Raw genomic sequence first — 17,615 nt, forward strand, 5'->3', positions numbered from 1 at the left:
CGCTCTTTGGCATTGGCTGCGTCGGGCGATCAGCCCTTGCTGCAATCCCACCAGAAGTTCGAGAAATTCAGGTCCCAGCTCATCATCGGCACCCACTGGTAGCCCTGCAAGCACTTGTTCGCCGCATAACGCTGCGATTCCGCGAGCATATAGACATCGCTCTGCCGGTCGACCAGCTTCTGCTGCAGATCCTTGTAGATCGCGTTCTGCGCCGGCACATCCGTCGTCTCGCGGGCCTTGTCGATCAGCGCGTCGATCTCCGGATCTTCCAGCCACTCCATCGACGACCAGGTGCCCTTGGCCTTGGAATGATACTGGACGTAGAAGATGCTGTCCGGCGAGGGATAGGTGGCGCCGTTGAAGACCTGCGTCGTGTTCGGCGTGGTCTCGGGCTTGGCGGCGAGCTCGGTGATGCGGTTCCAGGGCTCGGGCTGCAGCGCGACCTCGAAGCCGATCTGCTCGAGGTTCGACTTGAACATCAGGCCAATCTCATCCTCGAAGCCGAGGCCGGCGACATAGGCGTGGCTGATCTTGATGGGCTCCTGGCCGGCATATTTCGACAGCGCGACTTCGGCCTTGGCCTTTTCGAGATCGAAGACCGGCGCGGAGAGCGTGTCGAGATAGGCGCCCTTGAAGGTCGAGGCGAGCGGGCCGTTCAGCGGTGCGCCCGGGAAGATCACGTTGCGGATCGTGTCATAGTCCATGGCGAGCGCGATCGCGCGGCGGATATGGACGTCGTCGGTCGGCGCCAGCTTGCTGTTCAGCTTGATATAGAAGCCGGTCGAGGTGGCGTGCTCGAGGATCTTGTAGTTCGGCAGCGCGCCAATCGCGTCGAAGGTGGCGCTGGTCAGCGTCGAGGAGGAGAGGCCGAGTTCGCCGGTCTGGGCGAGCGCCTTGGCGGTGGCGTCGTCCGAGGTGATGACGAAGCGGATCTCGTCGATCGGCGTGCCCTTGGTCCAGCCGCCATGATAGCCCTCGTAACGGCCGATCACGAGTTCCGAGCCGCGGGTGTTCTTGATCAGCTTGTACGGACCGGCGCCTGCGGTGGCGTCCGAGAGATAGGCCTCGCCCCAGGTGTCCTTGCTGTTCGCCTTGACCAGCTTTTCATTGACCACGAGGATCAGCGGCGTCGATGCGATGAACGGCGCATAGACCTTGTTCAGCGTGATCTCGACCGTCTGCGGATCGATCGCCTTGACGCTCTCCGGGCCGATCAGGCCGGCGAACAGATAGGACGGGCCTTCATTGAGCGCGAGCAGGCGTTGGAGCGAATAGACGACGTCGGAGGCCTGCACCGGGGTGCCGTCCTGGAAGGTGGCGCCGGGCTTCAGCTTGAAGGTGTAGGTCTTGTTGTCGGGCGAGACGGTCCAGCTCTCGGCGAGCTGCGGGATGATCGTGCCGTCCGGTGCGACGGTGGTGAGCCCGTCATAGAGGTTCACCGCGGCCATGTAGCTCGTATAGTCGGTGACCTTGGCCGGATCGATCGTGCCGAAGATCTGCGTCGCATTGACCGTGATCGCAACCTTCTCGGCGGCGAGCGCGGGCGGGGTCAGGCTGGCGGTGCAGGCGAGGGCGAAGAGCCCTGCCGCAAGAAGCGTCTTTCTCATCGTCGATTCTCCTTTGGTTCCCCGGTTTGCGGGAGTCATTGTCATTGTCTGGAAGGCAGTTGACGTCAGGGATGCAGGGCTTCGACCGGCGTGAACGGGTGGTCGTAGCCGAAGTATTTCGGGCCCACGAGATCGAGGCCGGCCGGCGTGCGCCATTGCGGATTGGCGGGCAGGCCGATGAACGAGACCGCGAGGCCGAAGCGGAGCTGTTCGGTGGTGACGGGCAGGCCGCCATCGGCGTCGAGCGCGCAGATCAGGTCCGGCGTGGTCGCGAGCAGGCGGCCTTCGCCATCCTTTGCGACCAGGAACTCGTTCTGGAAGTCGATCGAGAAGGTCCGTCCCGCATAGGCGTCGACGCCCTTGAAGATCGCCTTGCCGCGGGCAAAGCCGCCCGTGGTCGCCCGCTCGATGTCGGTCACGCGGCCGGTGAAGAGCTTGCGGCCGTCGAAGCGCCTGGTCAGCACGTCGCCCGGGTGGCGCTTGGCGTCGCGCTCCGACTTGATCGTCTCGCCGACACCCTTGATGAGCGAGAGCGTGTCGTGCAGCAGCCCGACCTTCATCTGCGCGCCGGTCATGGGGTAGGAGGCGATCAGCGCCGCCCCGCCCATCTGCACCGTCTGCGCGCGGGCGAGCCGTTCCGTCCACAGATTGGAGACGGTGTTCAGGATCGAGGTGTTGCCCTTCTCGTCGGCGAGCACCAGCGGCGTCGCCTTGATGCCGTGCATGGTCAGGCTGACCATCTGCAGCTCCGGGAAGGCCCGGCCCATGCCGTCGCCATCGATCAGCGGCAGGCCCGTCGCGGCCGCGACCGCGAAGGGAATGGTCGAGTTGAGGCCGCCGGCCTCGATGCAGATCAGCGCATCGGCCTTCTTGCCGAGGAAGCGCTCCAACTGGCGCAGCGCTTCCAGCGCCTCGTCGCCGCGCGGCAGCTTTTCCAGCATGACCGTCGGCGCACCCATCATGGCGACCGGCACGCAGAGCGCGTCATCCGCCACATCCATCGGCGAGATCACCGTGACGGGGCCGTGCTCGCGGATCGCCTGCTGCGCCATCAGCTTGCCGATATAGGGATCGCCGCCGCCGCCGGTTCCGAGGAAGGCACCACCGAGCGCGATGGCGTCCATGTCCTCGGCGTTGATCAGAACGCTGCTCATTGTCCGTTCCTCAATTCTCGGCCATCGGGCGATAGATCATGTCGTGGAAGCCGAAGGCCTTGGGGCCGACGACTTCGAGCGCCGCCGGTGTCCGCATCAGCGGATGGCAGGGCAGCGCCAGGATCGCGACGCGCTGGCCATAGCGCAGCATTTCCGTCGTGATGGCCGTGCCGGTGTCGATGTCGAGCACGATGATCAGGTCGGGGACGACGACTTCCATCTCGCCATTGCGGTGGAAGACGAGGTTCTCGTTCTGGATCAGGACGGAAGCCTCGTCGCCGGCATAGGCATCGAAGCCCGTCAGCAACGCTTCGCCGAACACGAAGCCGCCGCGCATATGCCGCTTCAGGTCCGTGATCTTGCCGCTGAAGATCCGGCGGCCGCCTTCCTGCTCGCAGATCGCCGCGATCGGATCGGCATGGGTCCGCTGCGCTTCAAGTACCGCGCGGCCGAGCGCGACCGCGTGGGTATAGGCGTGCGGAATGCCGAATTTCTTGACGAAGGCCCCGCTCATCGGTGCGCTGGCCAGCGTCGACGCGCCGCCCTGCGAAACGACCAGCGCGCGCGCCATGCGCTCGTGCCAGAGTTCCGAGGCGGCATGGTCGAAGATCACGACATTGCCGTGCAGGTCGCACATGACGCTCGGCGTCGAGCGATGGCCATAGATCGAATAGGTCGTCATCTGCATTTCGGGGAAGGCGCGGCCCATGCCGTCGCAATCGACCACCGGGAGGCCCGCCTGCGCGGCCGCGATCAGCGGCTCCATCGCATTGGCGCCGCCGATTTCCTCGCAGCCGATCGCGTCGATCTTGATCTGCAGCCGCTCTTCCAGCGCGCGGATGCAGCGCACGCCCTCGCGGCCTTCCTTGATGCGCTCATAGGCCACGAGCGGGGCGCCGATGCCGCCGAGCGAGACGACCTTCGCCTCATCCGGCACCGCGTCGAGCGGCAGGATGGAGAGCTTGTGGCCGTTGCGGATCGCCTCGCGGGCGCGGAGCTTGCCGATATAGGGATTGCCGCCGCCGCCCGTGCCGAGGATCGCCGCGCCGACTTCGAGCGCGTCGAGATCGGCCTCGGTCAGCACCCACAACTTTTCATTGTCGATCAGTGCGCTCGCATCAGACATGGGTGCCGCCCATCTCGCCCACGACCTTGACGTGGATGCGCGTGGCATTGCCGGGCAGGTAGGCGAGCGGCACGTCTTCGCGTTCGAGAACCTGGATGGTCTCCAGCACCGCGCCGGCGGCGATCGCCTTGCCGGTCGCCTCTTCCTCCGCCTGCTTCAGGCAGATTTCGCGCGTCAGGCCGTTTTCGAGCGCATAGACGCGGTCGACCTCGCCGGAGATCTGCGCGATCGCGGCACCGACCGCGTTGGCGACGGCGAAGTTTTCCGGCCGGATGACGGTCAGGTCGCCGAGCTTGTCGGGCATGAGGATCGAGCCGCCGCCGACCGCGATCACGGGGATCAGGTCGGGCGAGATGCGGCTGCGCTCCACCGAGGTTTCGAGCAGGCGCACGATTTCGGCCAGCGCGGCTTCGACGAGCGCGCGGTCGACATTCGCAACGCGCGAGGCATCGCCGACATCGGCCTTGCCGAGCGCGACGGCTATATCGGTCGCCGTCAGCGTCTCGCCGCCGAAGACCATGGCTTCCTTGGTAATCCGGTAGCCGACCGATTGCGGGCCGACCGTGACCTTGCCCGAGGGCGCCGTCCGCACCAGCGAGCCGCCGCCGAGGCCGATCGAGAACACGTCGGGCATGCGGAAATTGGTGCGCACGCCGCCAATGTCGACGACCGTCGCCGCCTGGCGCGGGAAGCCCAGATGCAGCGCGCCGACATCTGACGTGGTGCCGCCGATATCGACGACGATTGCTTCCTTGACGCCGGTCAGGAAGGCGGCGCCGCGCATCGAATTGGTCGGGCCGGAGGCGAAGGTCAGCACCGGGAAGGCCTTGACCGTCTCGGCCCCCATCAGCGTGCCGTCATTCTGCGTGATGTAGAACGGGCAGGAGAGGCCGGCATCCTTGAGCGCCTTGGCGAAGGCGTCGACGGTGCGGGTCGAAAGCGAGAGCAGGCTCGCATTCATGATCGCGGCGCTTTCGCGCTCGAGCAGGCCGATGCGGCCAATATCGCTCGAGAGCGTCACGGGCAGGTCGCAGCGCGCCTCGATGATCGCCTTGGCGCGCTCTTCCATCGCGCGGTTGATCGGACCGAAGACGGAGGTGATCGCGACGGCCTTCATGCCCTTGGCGTTGATGTCGCCGGCGATGCGCTCGATCTCGGCCTCGTCGAGGGGCGCGATCGGGTTGCCGTCGAACTCGTAGCCGCCGCGGACGAGGTAGCCATTATAGCCGACGGCCTCGCGCAGATCCTCGGGCCAGTCGACCATGGGCGGCAGGCACGCGGTCGCCGGCAGGCCGAGCCGGATCGCGGCGACGGGGTTCAGATGCTTGCGCTCGATCACGGCATTGGTGAAATGCGTCGTGCCGATCATGACATTCGAGATCTTCGACCGGTCGATGCCGGCCTTTTCGATTGCGCCTTCCAGCGCCTCGATCACGCCCGACGTGACGTCCTCGGTCGTCGATGCCTTGACGCCGGCCAGAACCGTCGAGCCCTGCATGACCACGGCATCGGTATTCGTGCCGCCAACGTCTATTCCCAAACGGTACAACAAAGCTCTCCTTCGAAATGCCTCTCAGCCCGCTTGGCGGACCAGGAAACGTTCTCTTTCTTCGCGTGTGACTTGGGGCTTCTCGCGCTCTTCCGCGTCGCTCATGACGGGGATCGCGGCGATCAGGGCCTTGGTATAGGGGTGCTCGGGCGCGGCGAAGACCTTGGCCGGCGTGCCTTCCTCGACGATCTCGCCCTTCAGCATGATGGCGATGCGCGAGCAGAAATTGCGCATCAGCGAGAGATCGTGGGAGATGAACAGATAGGTGAGGCCAAGCTCGTCGCGCAGCTTCTGCAAAAGCGCGATGACGTTCTTCTGCACTGAGACGTCGAGCGCCGAGGTCGGCTCGTCGAGCACCAGGATGCGCGGATTGGCGGCGAGCGCGCGGGCGATGGCGACGCGCTGCTTCTGCCCGCCGGAAAGCTCGTGCGGATATTTGTCGAGATAGGCGGCCGGCAGGTCGACCTGGCGCAGCAACTCGATCATGCGGGCCTGGCGCGCGGCACGGTCGAGGCCGGAATGGACCAGCGGCACGGACAGCGTCTGCGCCACGCTGCGCTTGGGATTGAGCGAGGTTCCGGGGTTCTGGTAGACGATCTGGATCGGGCGCAGGCGCGACGCCATCTGCTCGGGCGAAATCGCGACGTCGATCGTGCCGGAGGAGGGCGCGATCATGCCCATGATCATGCGCGCCACCGTCGTCTTGCCGGAGCCGCTCTCGCCGGCGAGGCCGAACACCTCGCCCTCGGCGATCGAGAGGTTCACATCCTTGACGGCGTGATGCTTGCGGCCGCGGCCGAAGAAGCTCTTCTCCTCGAAGATCTTGTCGACGCCCCTAACCGTGATGATCGGCTTGCCGCCGGAGAGCGGCTGGTCCACGACCCGGGGGCCATAGAGCGTCGGGATCGCGTCGATCAGCGCGCGGGTATAGTCCTTCTTGGGTGCAGTCAGGATCTCGTCGATCGAGCCGGTCTCGACGATCTCGCCCTTGCGCATCACATAGATCTGGTCGGCGGTCTGACGCACCACGCCGAGATTATGCGTGATCATCAGGAGCGACAGGCCGTTCTCGTCGACGAGGCGGTTGATCAGCTTGATGATCTCGTCCTGCGTCGTGACGTCGAGCGCGGTGCCGGGCTCGTCGGCGATCAAGAGCTTGGGTTGATGCAGCAGGGCGAGCGCGATCAGCACGCGCTGGCGCATGCCGCCGGAGAGCTGCGAGGGATAGGCGTTGAAGACGCGTTCGGGATCGTCGAGCTGCACCTGGCGCAGCACCTCGAAGATGCGCGCCTGCCGTTCCCGGGCGCCCGACGCGCGGTTCAGGCGCTGGTCGGCGTAATACATCACGTCGTCGAGGTGCCGGCCGATGCGGAACACCGGATTAAACGACGAGAGCGGGTCCTGCATGATGATCGAGAAGGCGGTGCCCTTCAGCGCCTCGCGCTCGCCCGGCGACATCGAGAAGAGCTGGTAGCCGTCATAGGCGATCGAGCCGCCCTCGACGGTCGCGTTCTCCGGCAGCGTGCCAAGGATCGCCTTGGCGGTGACGGATTTGCCGGAGCCGGATTCGCCGATCAGGGCGACGCGCTGGCCCTTCTCGATCGAGAGCGACACGTCCTTCAGCGCATGGAAGCGGCGGCCATAGGTCGTGAAGCCGACATTGAGCTTGTCGAGGCTGAGAAGCGGAACGGCCACGGGCTCAGGTCTCCACATCGAACATGTCGCGGAGGCCGTCACCGAGCAGGTTGAAGCCGAGCGTCGCGTAGAAGATCGCCATGCCGGGGGCGAGGACTTCCCACCATTTCTCCGGCAGGAACTGGCGGCTCTCGGCGATCATCGAGCCGAGATCGGGCGTCGGCGGCTGTACGCCGAGGCCGAGGAAGGAGAGCGTCGCGCCGAACATGATCACGAAGGCCGCGTCGAGCGTCGTCTTGACCGAGATGACCGAGATGCAGTTCGGCAGGATCTCGCGGGTCAGGATGTGGAAGTGGCTGGCGCCGGAGAGCCGCGCCGCCTCGATGAAATCCTCGACCGCCACGGATTTCGCCACGCGATAGACGAGGCGGGCATGCCAGGTCCACCAGAGCACGGTGATCGCGAGCATGGCGTTGACGAGGTTCGGCTCCAGCACATTGCCGACGGCGAGCGCCATGACGAGCGGCGGGATCGCCAGCATCACATTGGTGAAGCCGGAGATGAAGCGCTCGACCGGACCCTTGAAATAGCCGGCGAGCAGGCCGAGCGTGACGCCGATCGGCACCGAAATGCCGAGCACGCCGACGACCAGCAGCAGCGAGACACGGAAGCCGAACAAGACGCGCGTGAAGATATCGCGACCGGCCTTGTCGGTGCCGAACCAGTGCAGCGCATCGGGCGGCAGGTGGCGGGCGCGGAAATCGACCACGGCGCCGACATGCTTGGGATAGGTCGCGAGCAGGGGCGCGAAGATCGCGATCAGAACGACGGAGACGACGATGATCGTGCCGATGATCGCGGCTGGGTTCCGGCTGAAGCGGTACCACGTCATGTAGCGCGCGGTCAGCGCCGGTGCGTCGGTGGCCTCGACGATGGAAATGTCCTCGACCGACATCAGCGTGCCTCCCTGAGGCGCAGCCGTGGATCGAGCAGGGTCAGGATCACGTCGATCACCAGATTGGCGACCACGAAGAAGCAGCCGGAGACGAGCACCACCGCCATCACGGCATTGAGGTCCTTCTGCATGATGGCGGAGAGGCCGTAGGAGGCGAAGCCGCCCCAGGAAAACACCATTTCCACGACGAAGGCGTTGCCGATCAGCGAGGCGAATTCGAGCCCGAGAATGGTGAGCGGCGCGATCGAGGAGAGCTTGAGCAGATAGCGGAACACGATCACCCGCGTCGGCACGCCGAAGGAGCGCAGCGTCAGCACGTGATCCTTGCGCTGGTTCTCGATCATGGCCGAGCGCGTGATGCGCGTGATCTGGCCGATGGAGGCGAGGGCGAGCGCCAGCGTCGGCAGCGTCAGGTATTTGAGCGCGGCCAGGAAGACATCGGGCCGGCCATGCACGATCGAATCGATCAGATAGAGCCCGGTCGGCCCCGTCGGCGGCGCGAGATTGTAATCCATGCGGCCGAGGATCGGCCAGCCGGGCACGAAGCGCGCCACGAAGAGCTGCAGCAGCACCGCGAACAGGAAGCCCGGCATGGTGACGCCGACCAGCGAGAAGAAGCGGCCGAGATGGTCGATCCAGCCATTGCGATAGCGCGCGGTCAGCACGCCCAGCGGAATAGACACCGCGAAGACGAGGATGACGGTCGCGAGCACGAGTTCCAGCGTCGCGGGCAGGAAGGTGGCGAGGTCGTCGCGGACGGGCTTGTGCGAGAGCAGGGATTCGCCGAGGTCGCCGTGCAGGACCTTGCCGATATAGGTGAAATACTGGCCGATCAGCGGCTCGTCGAGGCCCATGCTGATCCGCATCGCATCGACCTGCTCCTGCGTGGCGCGGGGGCCGAGGGCGATGCGCGCCGGGTCGCCGGGCACCACGCGGGCGAGCACGAAGATGATCAGTGAAAGGACGAAGAGGACGAGAACGAAACCCGCAATGCGTCGGAGAAAGAGTTCGATCATTCCGGCGTTCATCGGTTGGGCTCGACCTTCCGTTTCTTCAATCCGGATCGGATCGCCGCCGAAAGAGGCACCGACCGTCCCTGCCTCCCTAGAAGGCCCCATATGAGGCCGCGCCCTCAAGGCGACAGACGGCTAGGTTTTGGAGAAATCAGTCTAGGTTTTGCGCTGGCTAGCCTGCTCAGGCGATGAGGCGGAGGGCGCGGGCGGCGGCGATCGCCTCGCGGCGGCCGGTGCAGCCGAGCTTGCGATAGAGATTGGAGAGGTGAAACTTCACCGTGGCCTCGCTGATGCCGAGGTGGCGGGCGACGAACTTGTTCGAGCCGCCCTCGGCGATCAGCAGCAGGACGCGCGTCTCGCGCCGCGACAGGCCGGCGGTATTGGCCGAGGAGGTCGTGGTCGGCGCGTCGATCGCATCGAGGCGACGCGCGACCTGCCGCGCCATGGGCGAGGATTGCAGGAATTCGCTGACGCGCTTGTCGTCGATCATCTCCTTGAGGAAGACCATTTCCTCCATCAGCGGCGCGATGCAGGCGAGCCGCGCCGCCTCCTCATAGGCCTTGAGCAGCGTGGCGCGCGCATTGGTCAGGTCGCGCTGGCGGCGTGCGACATAGGCGCTCCAGACGAGGAGCGCGATCTTCTGCCGCCGCGTGACGTGATCGTTGATCTGCAATGCCGCGATCTGGCTCTGCAATTCCCGCCGCATCGGCACCTCATGCACGAGATGGCGCAGCCAGGAGAGGACGAGCGCCAGTTCGTCATGGTCGGCGACGCGGACGAGCTGGTCGACGGCGGCCTCGACCCAGGTCCGGTTGATGCGCGACTGCAGGACGGAGAGCTTTTCCGCCGCCTCCAGCCAGCGATTGACGTTCTGCAGGATCGCCGCTTCCCGCATCTCGATCATCATGCGAAACCGGCGGCTCTGCCATTGCTGGATGCGCCAGAGTTCGAGGAAGCTCCGCGCGGCAAAGGTGGAGAGGTGCCGGCTCAGTGTCTGGCTGCCATAATGGATCGCGAATTCGGCGAGGCTCGGCCAGATCTCGCCCATGGCGAAATGATCGAGATCGTCGCTGAGGAAGACGGCCAGTTGCTCGATATTGCCATCCTCATAGGCGATGCAGGCCTCGAGCAGGATGAGGATGCGCCGGTCGGACGGGCTCTCGAAGGGAAGCTTCGCCATGCTGGCGCGGGCGGCGTCTGTGTTCGGGCGTGCCTGCCGGACATTCCCCTGCATCAGCGCGATCGCCGCCAGGAAGATGTGGATGTAGAAGACGAGGAGATGCGCGTCGATCTGGCGATAGCTGACGAGCGCCCGCTCCGCGATCCCCTCCGCCTCGGCGAAGCGCCGCCGCCGGACATAGATTTCAAGTACGGAATTGTAGAACGTGCCGCGGCGCTGGTGATCATGCACCGGCAGCTCGGCCAATATGCCGAAGATCTGTTCGAGCGTCCGGTCCGAGATCGTGACCTCCTCATAGATCATCGTGATCAGGCGGAAGCAGCGAAAGGCTAGGCTGAACTCGGAATCCGGCGCGAAGACCTTGGTGAGGCTATGGGCATTGGGACCGAAGCGCTCGGTGATCAGCAGGCGCGCGCGGGGCAGGTTGCCGCTCTTCAGCGCCTGCAGGGCGAGGCTGAAGACCAGCACGTCGCTCTCGCGGGCCAACTCGTCGGGAAAGCCGGCGAGGACGCGGTCGAAGGCCTCATAGCCGTAATAGTAGATGTAGTTGAACCCGTGCGCCTCGGTGAACCAGTCGAGGGCGAGGCTGTGGAGCCCGGCCTGCTGCAGCGTGTTGATCGCCTCGGTGATCTGCCCGCCGGAGCGGAAGATTTCCGCGCGCGCTTCGGCCTGCGTCGCCTTTCCCGTCCGCTTCATCGCGGCCGCAACCGCGCTGGCGAGCTCGTGCCGGATCGAGGGAATGCCGAGGCTGTAGCCCGTGCCCTCTGTGTCGGTCCGCACGATCGGCGCCAGCCGCGCGAATTCCGCCGCGACGGTCGGGTCCGGAGCTGCGAAGGTGACGGGGCCAGCCGCATGGACCAGCATGTCGAGCGCCGCGAGCGTGCGTGGATCGAGCTCGGCCAGGATCTCCGCTTCGAGAAAGGCTGGAAGCGCGGCGGCCCGGCGGCCCGCGTCGGCGGGCGGCGCGCAGAGGACGGCCCAGCCGGCCGTCAACGCGAGGGGCAATCCGGTGGCTTCCATGCCGTCAAACGACGGCTCGTCCGGCCGCAGCGCGAGGGCGCCAAAGTCGAGGATCACGGCCTTGCCGTAGAGCACGGCCCGATCGAGGCCGGCGAGCGCCGCGCCGGGCCGTTTCGCGACCAGCGCTCGCCGTCTCGGCTGAGCCTCGACCCAGGCGAAGAGCGCTTCGCTTTCGGCCTCGGTGGGTGCATGCCGGGAGAGGTCCCAGAGCAGTATTTCCGTGCCGTCGGGCAGGGTGGCGGGCAGGGGCCCGGTATGAAGCGGCTGGCCGAGCCGGTGCGCCAGGGCCGACAGCAGCGTGGTCTTGCCCGTGCCGGCGATCGCGCTCAGCACCACGACGCTCTCGGGTCGCGCGAGGAGACCGTCCGCAAGCGTCGGCCGGGCCAGCGGCGATGTCGAAGGGCGCGGGAAGGCGTGTGTCGTCATGCCCGCCATATAGGACAAGAAAGCGGCCGGACGTCACCCGTCAATTGCGACGGGTGACGTCCGGTCTGTCAGTCCTTCAGGAACAGCTCGATGACCGGCACGGTCACGTTCGGCTTCTTGACCGGCAGTTCGAGCGTCAGCGTATCGGCCGCGATCCGCACGCCGACATTGCTGTCGACCGGGGCGTGCGGATCGATCCAGCGCACTTCGCTGGCATCGTGCAGGAGCTGGGCATAGGCGACCTTGCCGCCGAGGCCGGGAATGTGCAGATGCGCGAAGGGCCAGTTGAAGACATGGACATAGAGGCGATTGCCACGCTGCGTCAGCCGGCAGTCCTTCGGTGCCACATAGTCGGAGGCGCCGGCACCGTAGATGGCGCGGCCATGCAGGCGGAGCCATTCGCCATAAACGTCGAGTGCCGCGATCGCGCGATGATCGAACGTGCCGCGCGCCGTCGGACCGACATTCATGAGCAGGTTGCCGCCGAGCGCCACCGCGTCGACCAGGATCTGCACGAGCTGTTCAGGGCTCTTCCAGCTTTCCTCGTCGCGATAATAGCCCCAGGAGCCGGAGAAGGTGTGGCAGCCCTCCCAGGTCGCCTTTTCCCCGTGAATGACGGGCCAGGACTGCGGGACATATTGTTCGGGCGTGGTCACGTCGGGCAATTCGCCCGTCGCATTGATCAGGTCGAGGCGGTTGTTGACGATGATATCGGGCTGCAGCTCGCGCACGAGCCTGAGCAGTTCCTCGCTCTGCCAATCCTCGCGGCCCTTGCCGGCGAGGCCGTTATAGGGCCGGTCGGGATAGGAGAAATCGAACCAGATGACATCGATCTTGCCGTAGCCCGTCAGCAGTTCGCGCACCTGGTCTCGCATATAGGCGGCATAGCGCGTGACGTCGCGGCCTTTATTGAACGCGTCCGGATCGCGGTTGCGCTCGGGGTGGAAGATATCCGCCTTGAAGTCGGGATGATGCCAGTCGATCAGCGAATAATAGAAGCCGATCTTGAGCCCCTCGGCGCGGAACGCCGCGACATATTCCGCCACCAGATCGCGCCCGCCCGGCGTGTTGGTCGCCTTGTAGTCGGTGACCTTCGAATCCCAGAGGCAGAAGCCTTCATGATGCTTGGCGGTCAGCACGACATATTTCATGCCGGCGGCCTTGGCCCGCCGCGCCCATTCCCTGGCGTCGTAAAGGTCGGGGTCGAAATGGTCGAAATATTTCTGGTAGTCGACGTTCGAGATTTCCTCGCGGCTCTTCACCCATTCGTGCCGCGCGGCGAGGCTGTAGAGCCCCCAATGGATGAACATGCCGAAGCGGTCGTGGAGGAACCACGCCTTCTTCTCCGGCGGCAGGAACAGGCTGTCTGGCACGGGCGCGTTCATGAGATCACTCGCTGTTCGCGTCTGCCGATCAGCGCGGTGCCAGATCGGCGGCGAGCAGGCCTTCCGCCACCAGATCCGCCCAGAGCGCATCAGGGATGACGACGTCCATCGAGGCGAGGTTGCGATCGAGGTTGCGCTTGTTGCTGACGCCGAGCAGCACGCTGGCGACAGCCGGGTTGCTCAGCGGGAAGCGCTGGGCTGCGGCGGCGAGCGGCACATCATGGCGGGCGCAGACCGCCTGCAGGCGGCGCACGCGCTCGACGATCTCGGCCGGCGGTTCGGCGTAATTATAGTGCGCGCCCGGGACCGGGCCGGTGGCGAGGATGCCCGAATTGAACACGCCGCCAATGACGAGGCTGGCGCCGCGCGCGAGGCAGGCGGCGATCAGCGGCCGTGCGGCTTCCTGCTCCAGCAGCGTGAAGCGGCCGGCGAGCAGGAACGCGTCGAGATCGGCATGGTCGAGCGCGCGGAGGCAGACCTCGACCTCGTTGACGCCGAGGCCGATCGCCTTGACGTCGCCCGCCGCGCGAAGCTCCTGCATCGCCTTCAGGCCGCCGGAAAACGCGACGGGCTCATATTCGGCGTTCTGTGCCTCGCCATGCGTGTCGGTGCCGATATCGTGCATGTAGAGCACGTCGATGCGGTCGAGCCCGAGGCGGTGCAGGCTCGCCTCGTGCGAGCGCATGATGCCATCATAGGAATAGTCGTATTCCTGCTCGAAGGGCAGCACGTCGACGAAGCCGTAATCGCCCATGACGCGGCCGCGCAGCGGGGTCAGGATGCGCCCGACCTTGGTCGAGAGCACATAGCTGTCGCGCGGCTTGTCGCGGAGGAAATCGCCGAGACGGCGCTCGGAGAGGCCGTGGCCATAGCGCGGCGCGGTATCGAAGAAGCGGATGCCGGCGTCCCACGCCGCCTGCAGCGTCTCGTGAGCGGCCTGGTTGGTCACCGCCTGGTAGAGATTGCCGATGCTGGCGCCGCCGAAGCTGAGCGCGGTGACGTCGAGGCCGGTGCGGCCGAGGGGGCGTGTTGCAATCGTCATGTCAGCCTCGAAACTCGTTGTTGGCAATCGAAGCCGGCTTCATCTCGATCGAGAAGCCGGGACGCTGGGGCGGCATGTAGGCCGCATGGCGGATGTCGCAGGGGTCGATGAAATGTTCGTGCAGATGATCGACATATTCGATCACCCGGCCATCCTTGGTGCCGGAGACGACCAGATAGTCGATCATGGAGAGGTGCTGGACATATTCGCAGAGGCCGACGCCGCCGGCATGCGGCCAGACGGGCCGGCCATATTTCGCCGCCATCAGCAGGACGGCGAAGACCTCGTTCAGCCCGCCGATGCGGCAGGCGTCGATCTGGACGATGTCGATCGCGCCTTCCATGATGAACTGCTTGAAGAGGGTGCGGTTCTGGCACATCTCGCCGGTCGCGACCTTCACCGGCGCCACGCCCGCGCGGATGCGGCGATGGCCGGCGACGTCGTCGGGGCTCGTCGGCTCCTCGATGAAATAGGGATTGGCGAAACGGAGCTTGCCGACCCAGTCGATCGCCTGCTCGACTTCCCAGACCTGGTTGGCGTCGATCATCAGGAAGCGGTCGGGCCCCATGACCTCGCGCACGGCCTTTAGCCGGCGAATATCATCGTCGAGGTCGCGGCCGACCTTCATCTTGATGTGGGTGAAGCCGGCATCGACCGCCTCCTGTGCGAGGCGCCGCAATTTCTCGTCGGAATAACCGAGCCATCCGGCCGAGGTGGTGTAGCAAGGATAGCCCTCGGCGAGCAGCCTGGCCTTGCGCTCCGCCTTGCGGGCGCTCGCCTTGGTGAGCAGGTCCAGCGCCTCGTCCGGCGTGATGCAATCGGTCAGGTAGCGGAAATCGACGATCCGGACGAGTTCCTCCGGGCTCATGTCGGCGACGAACTGCCAGACCGGCTTGCCGGCCTCCTTCGCCATCAGGTCCCAGAGCGCGTTGACGACGGCGCCGGTCGCCAGATGCATCGCGCCCTTGTCCGGCCCGATCCAGCGCAGCTGGCTGTCGCCGGTCAGATGGTGCCAGGCGCGGCCGGGATTCTCGCGCACCCAATCCATGTCGAGGCCGACGACCAGGTGGCGCATGGCGCGAATGGCGGCGCAGCAGACATCATTGCCGCGGCCGATGGTGAAGGTCAGGCCGTGTCCTTCGAGGCCGTCGCGATCCGTGACGAGGATGACGTAAGCCGCCGAATAATCGGGATCCGGATTCATCGCATCCGAGCCATCGAGCGATTGCGATGTCGGGAAGCGGAGATCATGGACGCGAATGTCGACGATGCGGGTCATGGCGATCAATCCGATCTGGAACGAGACGCGTTTTTGAAATGGCGGCGAGACGATGCCCGATGGCGTTGCCGTGGCGGCGTGAAGAGCCGGGCGTATGGCGCTTCCTCATCGTGCCCGGCACGCCGGACACGATCAGGCATCACATCATCGTTCTTCCCCTCCCAGGGCGGCGGCGACGCCGGCTCCGATCCACGCGCTCAGTCAATGATAGATTTAGCATTTGAATGGATTATTTACAGGTAAGCATGAGAGGGCCGGCCGGTCAATCGTGGATATGCTCCGCCGGTCACGTTGCCGGCGGCGATGTGGAAATGTGAAGATCGGCCGGCAGGCAGGGGACGGGACGATGGCGGACGACGACCAGAACGAGAAATATCGCGCGCCGGCGCTCGACAAGGGCCTCGATATTCTCGAGCTGCTGTCGGAGACGCAGGAGGGCCTGTCCCAGGGCGAGATCTCCAAGGCGCTGAACCGGACGCCCAACGAGATCTACCGCATGCTGGAGCGGCTGGTGCGGCGCGACTATGTCGTGCGCACGGCCAATGACAGCTATGAGCTGACGCTGAAACTCTTCGCGCTGGCCCATCGCCATCCCCCCATGCACCGGCTGATCAGCCGCGCCACGCCGATGATGCGGCGCTTCGCGCGCGCCTCGGGACAGGCGGCGCATCTCGTCGTCTTCGATCGCGGCAATGTCGTCGTCATCGCGCAGGTCGACGCCCCCGGCTATTGGAGCCTCGCGATCAAGGTCGGCTCGCATATCGGGCTGATGAACACCGGCTCCGGCCATGTGCTCCTCGCCTTTGCCCGCGACGAGGAACGGCGGCTGATGATCGAGGAACATGAGCGCATGCCGCACGAGCAGGCGCCCGACGATCTCGACCAGATCCTGGAACTGGTCCGCCAGCGCGGCTATGAGGCGCGTGCGAGCCAGCAGATCAGCGCGGTGCAGAACCTGTCCGTGCCGGTGATGGGATCGGAGGGCAGGGTGCTGGCCGCGCTGACCTGCCCCTTCGTCGAGCGCATCGACAGCGCGGCGGCGCCGAAGCGCGACGATGTCCTGGCTCTCGTCATCGAGCTGGGCCAGGACCTGTCGCGCACGATGACCGCTCTCGAAGCCTCCGATCGGACATAGCCGTTACGGCGATCATCGCCCTCCGTCCGCATCGAGAGCGGGGGGAGGGCGACGATCGATCGCCCTGGGGTGGCTACCGGCCGCCCTCGATCTTGCGATGGCGCTGGTCGCGACCGCCGGTGCCATAGGGGTAGTCGGCCCAGGCGGGTGCGCTGACTTCGCTCAAATGCGCGATCTCCTGCGGCGTCAGCACGAGCTTGGCCGCCTTCAGATTGTCGGCGAGCTGCGTCTGGTTGCGGGCGCCGAGAATGACGGAGGTCACGGCGGGCTGGGCCGCGACCCAGGCGAGCGCGACCTGCGCCATGCTGACGCCCCGCGCTTTCGCGATCTCGTCGACGGCGTCGATGATCAGCCAGGTCCGTTCCTGCGCATTGCGGGGCTTGAACGCCTCCATGCCGCGATCGGGATTTTCGCCGAGCCGCGTCGCGCCGCTCGGGCTGGTGTCGCGCTTGTATTTGCCCGTCAGCCAGCCGCCGCCGAGCGGCGACCATGGCAGCAGGCCGATGCCGGCATCGAGCGAGGCCGGCACGATCTCGACCTCGATGTCGCGGACCAGGAGGCTGTATTGCGGCTGCAGCGTCACCGGCGCGGCATAGCCCTGCGCCTTCGCGATATGGACGGCCTTGGTCAAATGCCAGCCGACAAAGTTCGAGAAGCCGTAATAGCCGATCTTGCCGTTGGAGACGGAGTCGTCGAGGAAGCGCAGCGTCTCCTCGAGCGGGGTCAGGGCGTCCCAGGCGTGCATCTGGTAGAGGTCGATATGCTCGACGCCCAGGCGCTTCAGCGAGGCGTCGAGCGCCTGGTTCAGATGCCGGCGCGAGAGGCCGATATCGTTCGGTCCCGGTCCCATCGGAAAGCGGCCCTTGGTCGCGACGACCATCTGGTCGCGCTCGGTCGGGTGGGCTTTCAGCCAGCGGCCGATGATCTCCTCCGAGACACCGGTGCTGTAGACATCGGCCGTATCGATGAAATTGCCGCCGGCGGCGACATAGTCATCGAGAACCGCATGCGACGTCGTTTCGTCGGATTCGGCGCCGAAGGTCATCGTGCCGAGGGCGTAGTTCGAAACCACGGCACCACTTGTGCCGAGCGTGCGATATTCCATGATC

The 17,615-nt window shown here is 65.7% G+C and carries 13 protein-coding genes; 1 reads left to right on the forward strand and 12 read right to left on the reverse strand.

What is annotated here, in order from left to right:
- Positions 1-29 precede the first annotated feature (29 nt).
- The 11 genes from QO014_RS01200 to QO014_RS01250 all read right to left on the reverse strand — a co-directional run bounded on the left by QO014_RS01200 (position 30) and on the right by QO014_RS01250 (position 15,371).
- Positions 30-1,607: an ABC transporter substrate-binding protein gene (locus tag QO014_RS01200; RefSeq protein WP_266346826.1), complete on the reverse strand. Its 1,578-nt coding sequence runs from the start codon at positions 1,605-1,607 to the stop codon at positions 30-32.
- A 65-nt stretch (positions 1,608-1,672) separates the two neighbouring features.
- Complete coding sequence (locus tag QO014_RS01205; RefSeq protein ID WP_266346827.1) at positions 1,673-2,761, reverse strand: S-methyl thiohydantoin desulfurase family protein; 1,089 nt, start codon at positions 2,759-2,761, stop codon at positions 1,673-1,675.
- A gap of 10 nt (positions 2,762-2,771) precedes the next feature.
- Positions 2,772-3,887, reverse strand: coding sequence for an S-methyl thiohydantoin desulfurase family protein (locus QO014_RS01210; RefSeq protein WP_266346828.1), 1,116 nt, complete (start codon positions 3,885-3,887; stop codon positions 2,772-2,774).
- Entirely contained in the window at positions 3,880-5,436 is a 1,557-nt protein-coding gene (locus QO014_RS01215) for a hydantoinase/oxoprolinase N-terminal domain-containing protein (protein WP_266346829.1), read from the reverse strand. The genes QO014_RS01210 and QO014_RS01215 overlap by 8 nt, the downstream gene beginning before the upstream one ends.
- A 24-nt stretch (positions 5,437-5,460) precedes the next feature.
- Positions 5,461-7,131 carry a dipeptide ABC transporter ATP-binding protein gene (locus QO014_RS01220; RefSeq protein WP_266346830.1) on the reverse strand — a complete coding sequence of 557 codons (1,671 nt, stop codon included), beginning with the start codon at positions 7,129-7,131 and terminating at the stop codon, positions 5,461-5,463.
- A gap of 4 nt (positions 7,132-7,135) precedes the next feature.
- Positions 7,136-8,026: an ABC transporter permease gene (locus QO014_RS01225; protein WP_266346831.1), complete on the reverse strand. Its 891-nt coding sequence runs from the start codon at positions 8,024-8,026 to the stop codon at positions 7,136-7,138.
- The gene (locus QO014_RS01230) at positions 8,026-9,042 is read right to left on the reverse strand and encodes an ABC transporter permease (protein WP_266346832.1); all 1,017 of its coding nucleotides are present in this window, start codon (positions 9,040-9,042) and stop codon (positions 8,026-8,028) included. Before QO014_RS01230 ends, QO014_RS01225 begins: the two co-directional genes overlap by 1 nt.
- A 178-nt stretch (positions 9,043-9,220) precedes the next feature.
- The gene (locus tag QO014_RS01235; RefSeq protein WP_266346833.1) at positions 9,221-11,665 is read right to left on the reverse strand and encodes a LuxR family transcriptional regulator; all 2,445 of its coding nucleotides are present in this window, start codon (positions 11,663-11,665) and stop codon (positions 9,221-9,223) included.
- 68 nt (positions 11,666-11,733) lie between these two features.
- Positions 11,734-13,050, reverse strand: coding sequence for an alpha-L-fucosidase (locus QO014_RS01240; protein WP_266346834.1), 1,317 nt, complete (start codon positions 13,048-13,050; stop codon positions 11,734-11,736).
- 28 nt (positions 13,051-13,078) lie between these two features.
- Positions 13,079-14,086 carry an aldo/keto reductase gene (locus QO014_RS01245; RefSeq protein ID WP_266347755.1) on the reverse strand — a complete coding sequence of 336 codons (1,008 nt, stop codon included), beginning with the start codon at positions 14,084-14,086 and terminating at the stop codon, positions 13,079-13,081.
- A 7-nt stretch (positions 14,087-14,093) separates the two neighbouring features.
- A complete protein-coding gene (locus QO014_RS01250) occupies positions 14,094-15,371 on the reverse strand; it encodes an L-fuconate dehydratase (RefSeq protein WP_266346835.1) in 1,278 nt (425 codons plus the stop codon).
- A 346-nt stretch (positions 15,372-15,717) separates the two neighbouring features.
- Between QO014_RS01250 and QO014_RS01255 the strand changes: the two genes are divergently transcribed.
- Positions 15,718-16,506: an IclR family transcriptional regulator gene (locus QO014_RS01255; RefSeq protein WP_266346836.1), complete on the forward strand. Its 789-nt coding sequence runs from the start codon at positions 15,718-15,720 to the stop codon at positions 16,504-16,506.
- Positions 16,507-16,579: 73 nt separating this feature from the next.
- On the opposite strand, the gene QO014_RS01260 is transcribed toward QO014_RS01255, so the two are convergent.
- Positions 16,580-17,611 (reverse strand): aldo/keto reductase, encoded by a 1,032-nt coding sequence (locus tag QO014_RS01260; RefSeq protein WP_266346837.1) that lies wholly within the window; start codon positions 17,609-17,611, stop codon positions 16,580-16,582.
- Between the last annotated feature and the right edge of the window lie 4 nt (positions 17,612-17,615).

This window comes from Kaistia dalseonensis (assembly GCF_030814715.1).
Lineage (GTDB): Bacteria > Pseudomonadota > Alphaproteobacteria > Rhizobiales > Kaistiaceae > Kaistia > Kaistia dalseonensis.

Excerpts from the sequence above, each read along its gene's own strand:
- QO014_RS01250 (WP_266346835.1), bottom strand. The coding sequence starts at position 15,371 with ATGACCCGCATCGTCGACATTCGCGTCCATGATCTCCGCTTCCCGACA.
- QO014_RS01230 (WP_266346832.1), bottom strand. The coding sequence starts at position 9,042 with ATGATCGAACTCTTTCTCCGACGCATTGCGGGTTTCGTTCTCGTCCTC.
- QO014_RS01225 (WP_266346831.1), bottom strand. The coding sequence starts at position 8,026 with ATGTCGGTCGAGGACATTTCCATCGTCGAGGCCACCGACGCACCGGCG.
- QO014_RS01255 (WP_266346836.1), top strand. The coding sequence starts at position 15,718 with ATGGCGGACGACGACCAGAACGAGAAATATCGCGCGCCGGCGCTCGAC.
- QO014_RS01200 (WP_266346826.1), bottom strand. The coding sequence starts at position 1,607 with ATGAGAAAGACGCTTCTTGCGGCAGGGCTCTTCGCCCTCGCCTGCACC.
- QO014_RS01235 (WP_266346833.1), bottom strand. The coding sequence starts at position 11,665 with ATGACGACACACGCCTTCCCGCGCCCTTCGACATCGCCGCTGGCCCGG.
- QO014_RS01260 (WP_266346837.1), bottom strand. The coding sequence starts at position 17,611 with ATGGAATATCGCACGCTCGGCACAAGTGGTGCCGTGGTTTCGAACTAC.
- QO014_RS01240 (WP_266346834.1), bottom strand. The coding sequence starts at position 13,050 with ATGAACGCGCCCGTGCCAGACAGCCTGTTCCTGCCGCCGGAGAAGAAG.
- QO014_RS01210 (WP_266346828.1), bottom strand. The coding sequence starts at position 3,887 with ATGTCTGATGCGAGCGCACTGATCGACAATGAAAAGTTGTGGGTGCTG.
- QO014_RS01205 (WP_266346827.1), bottom strand. The coding sequence starts at position 2,761 with ATGAGCAGCGTTCTGATCAACGCCGAGGACATGGACGCCATCGCGCTC.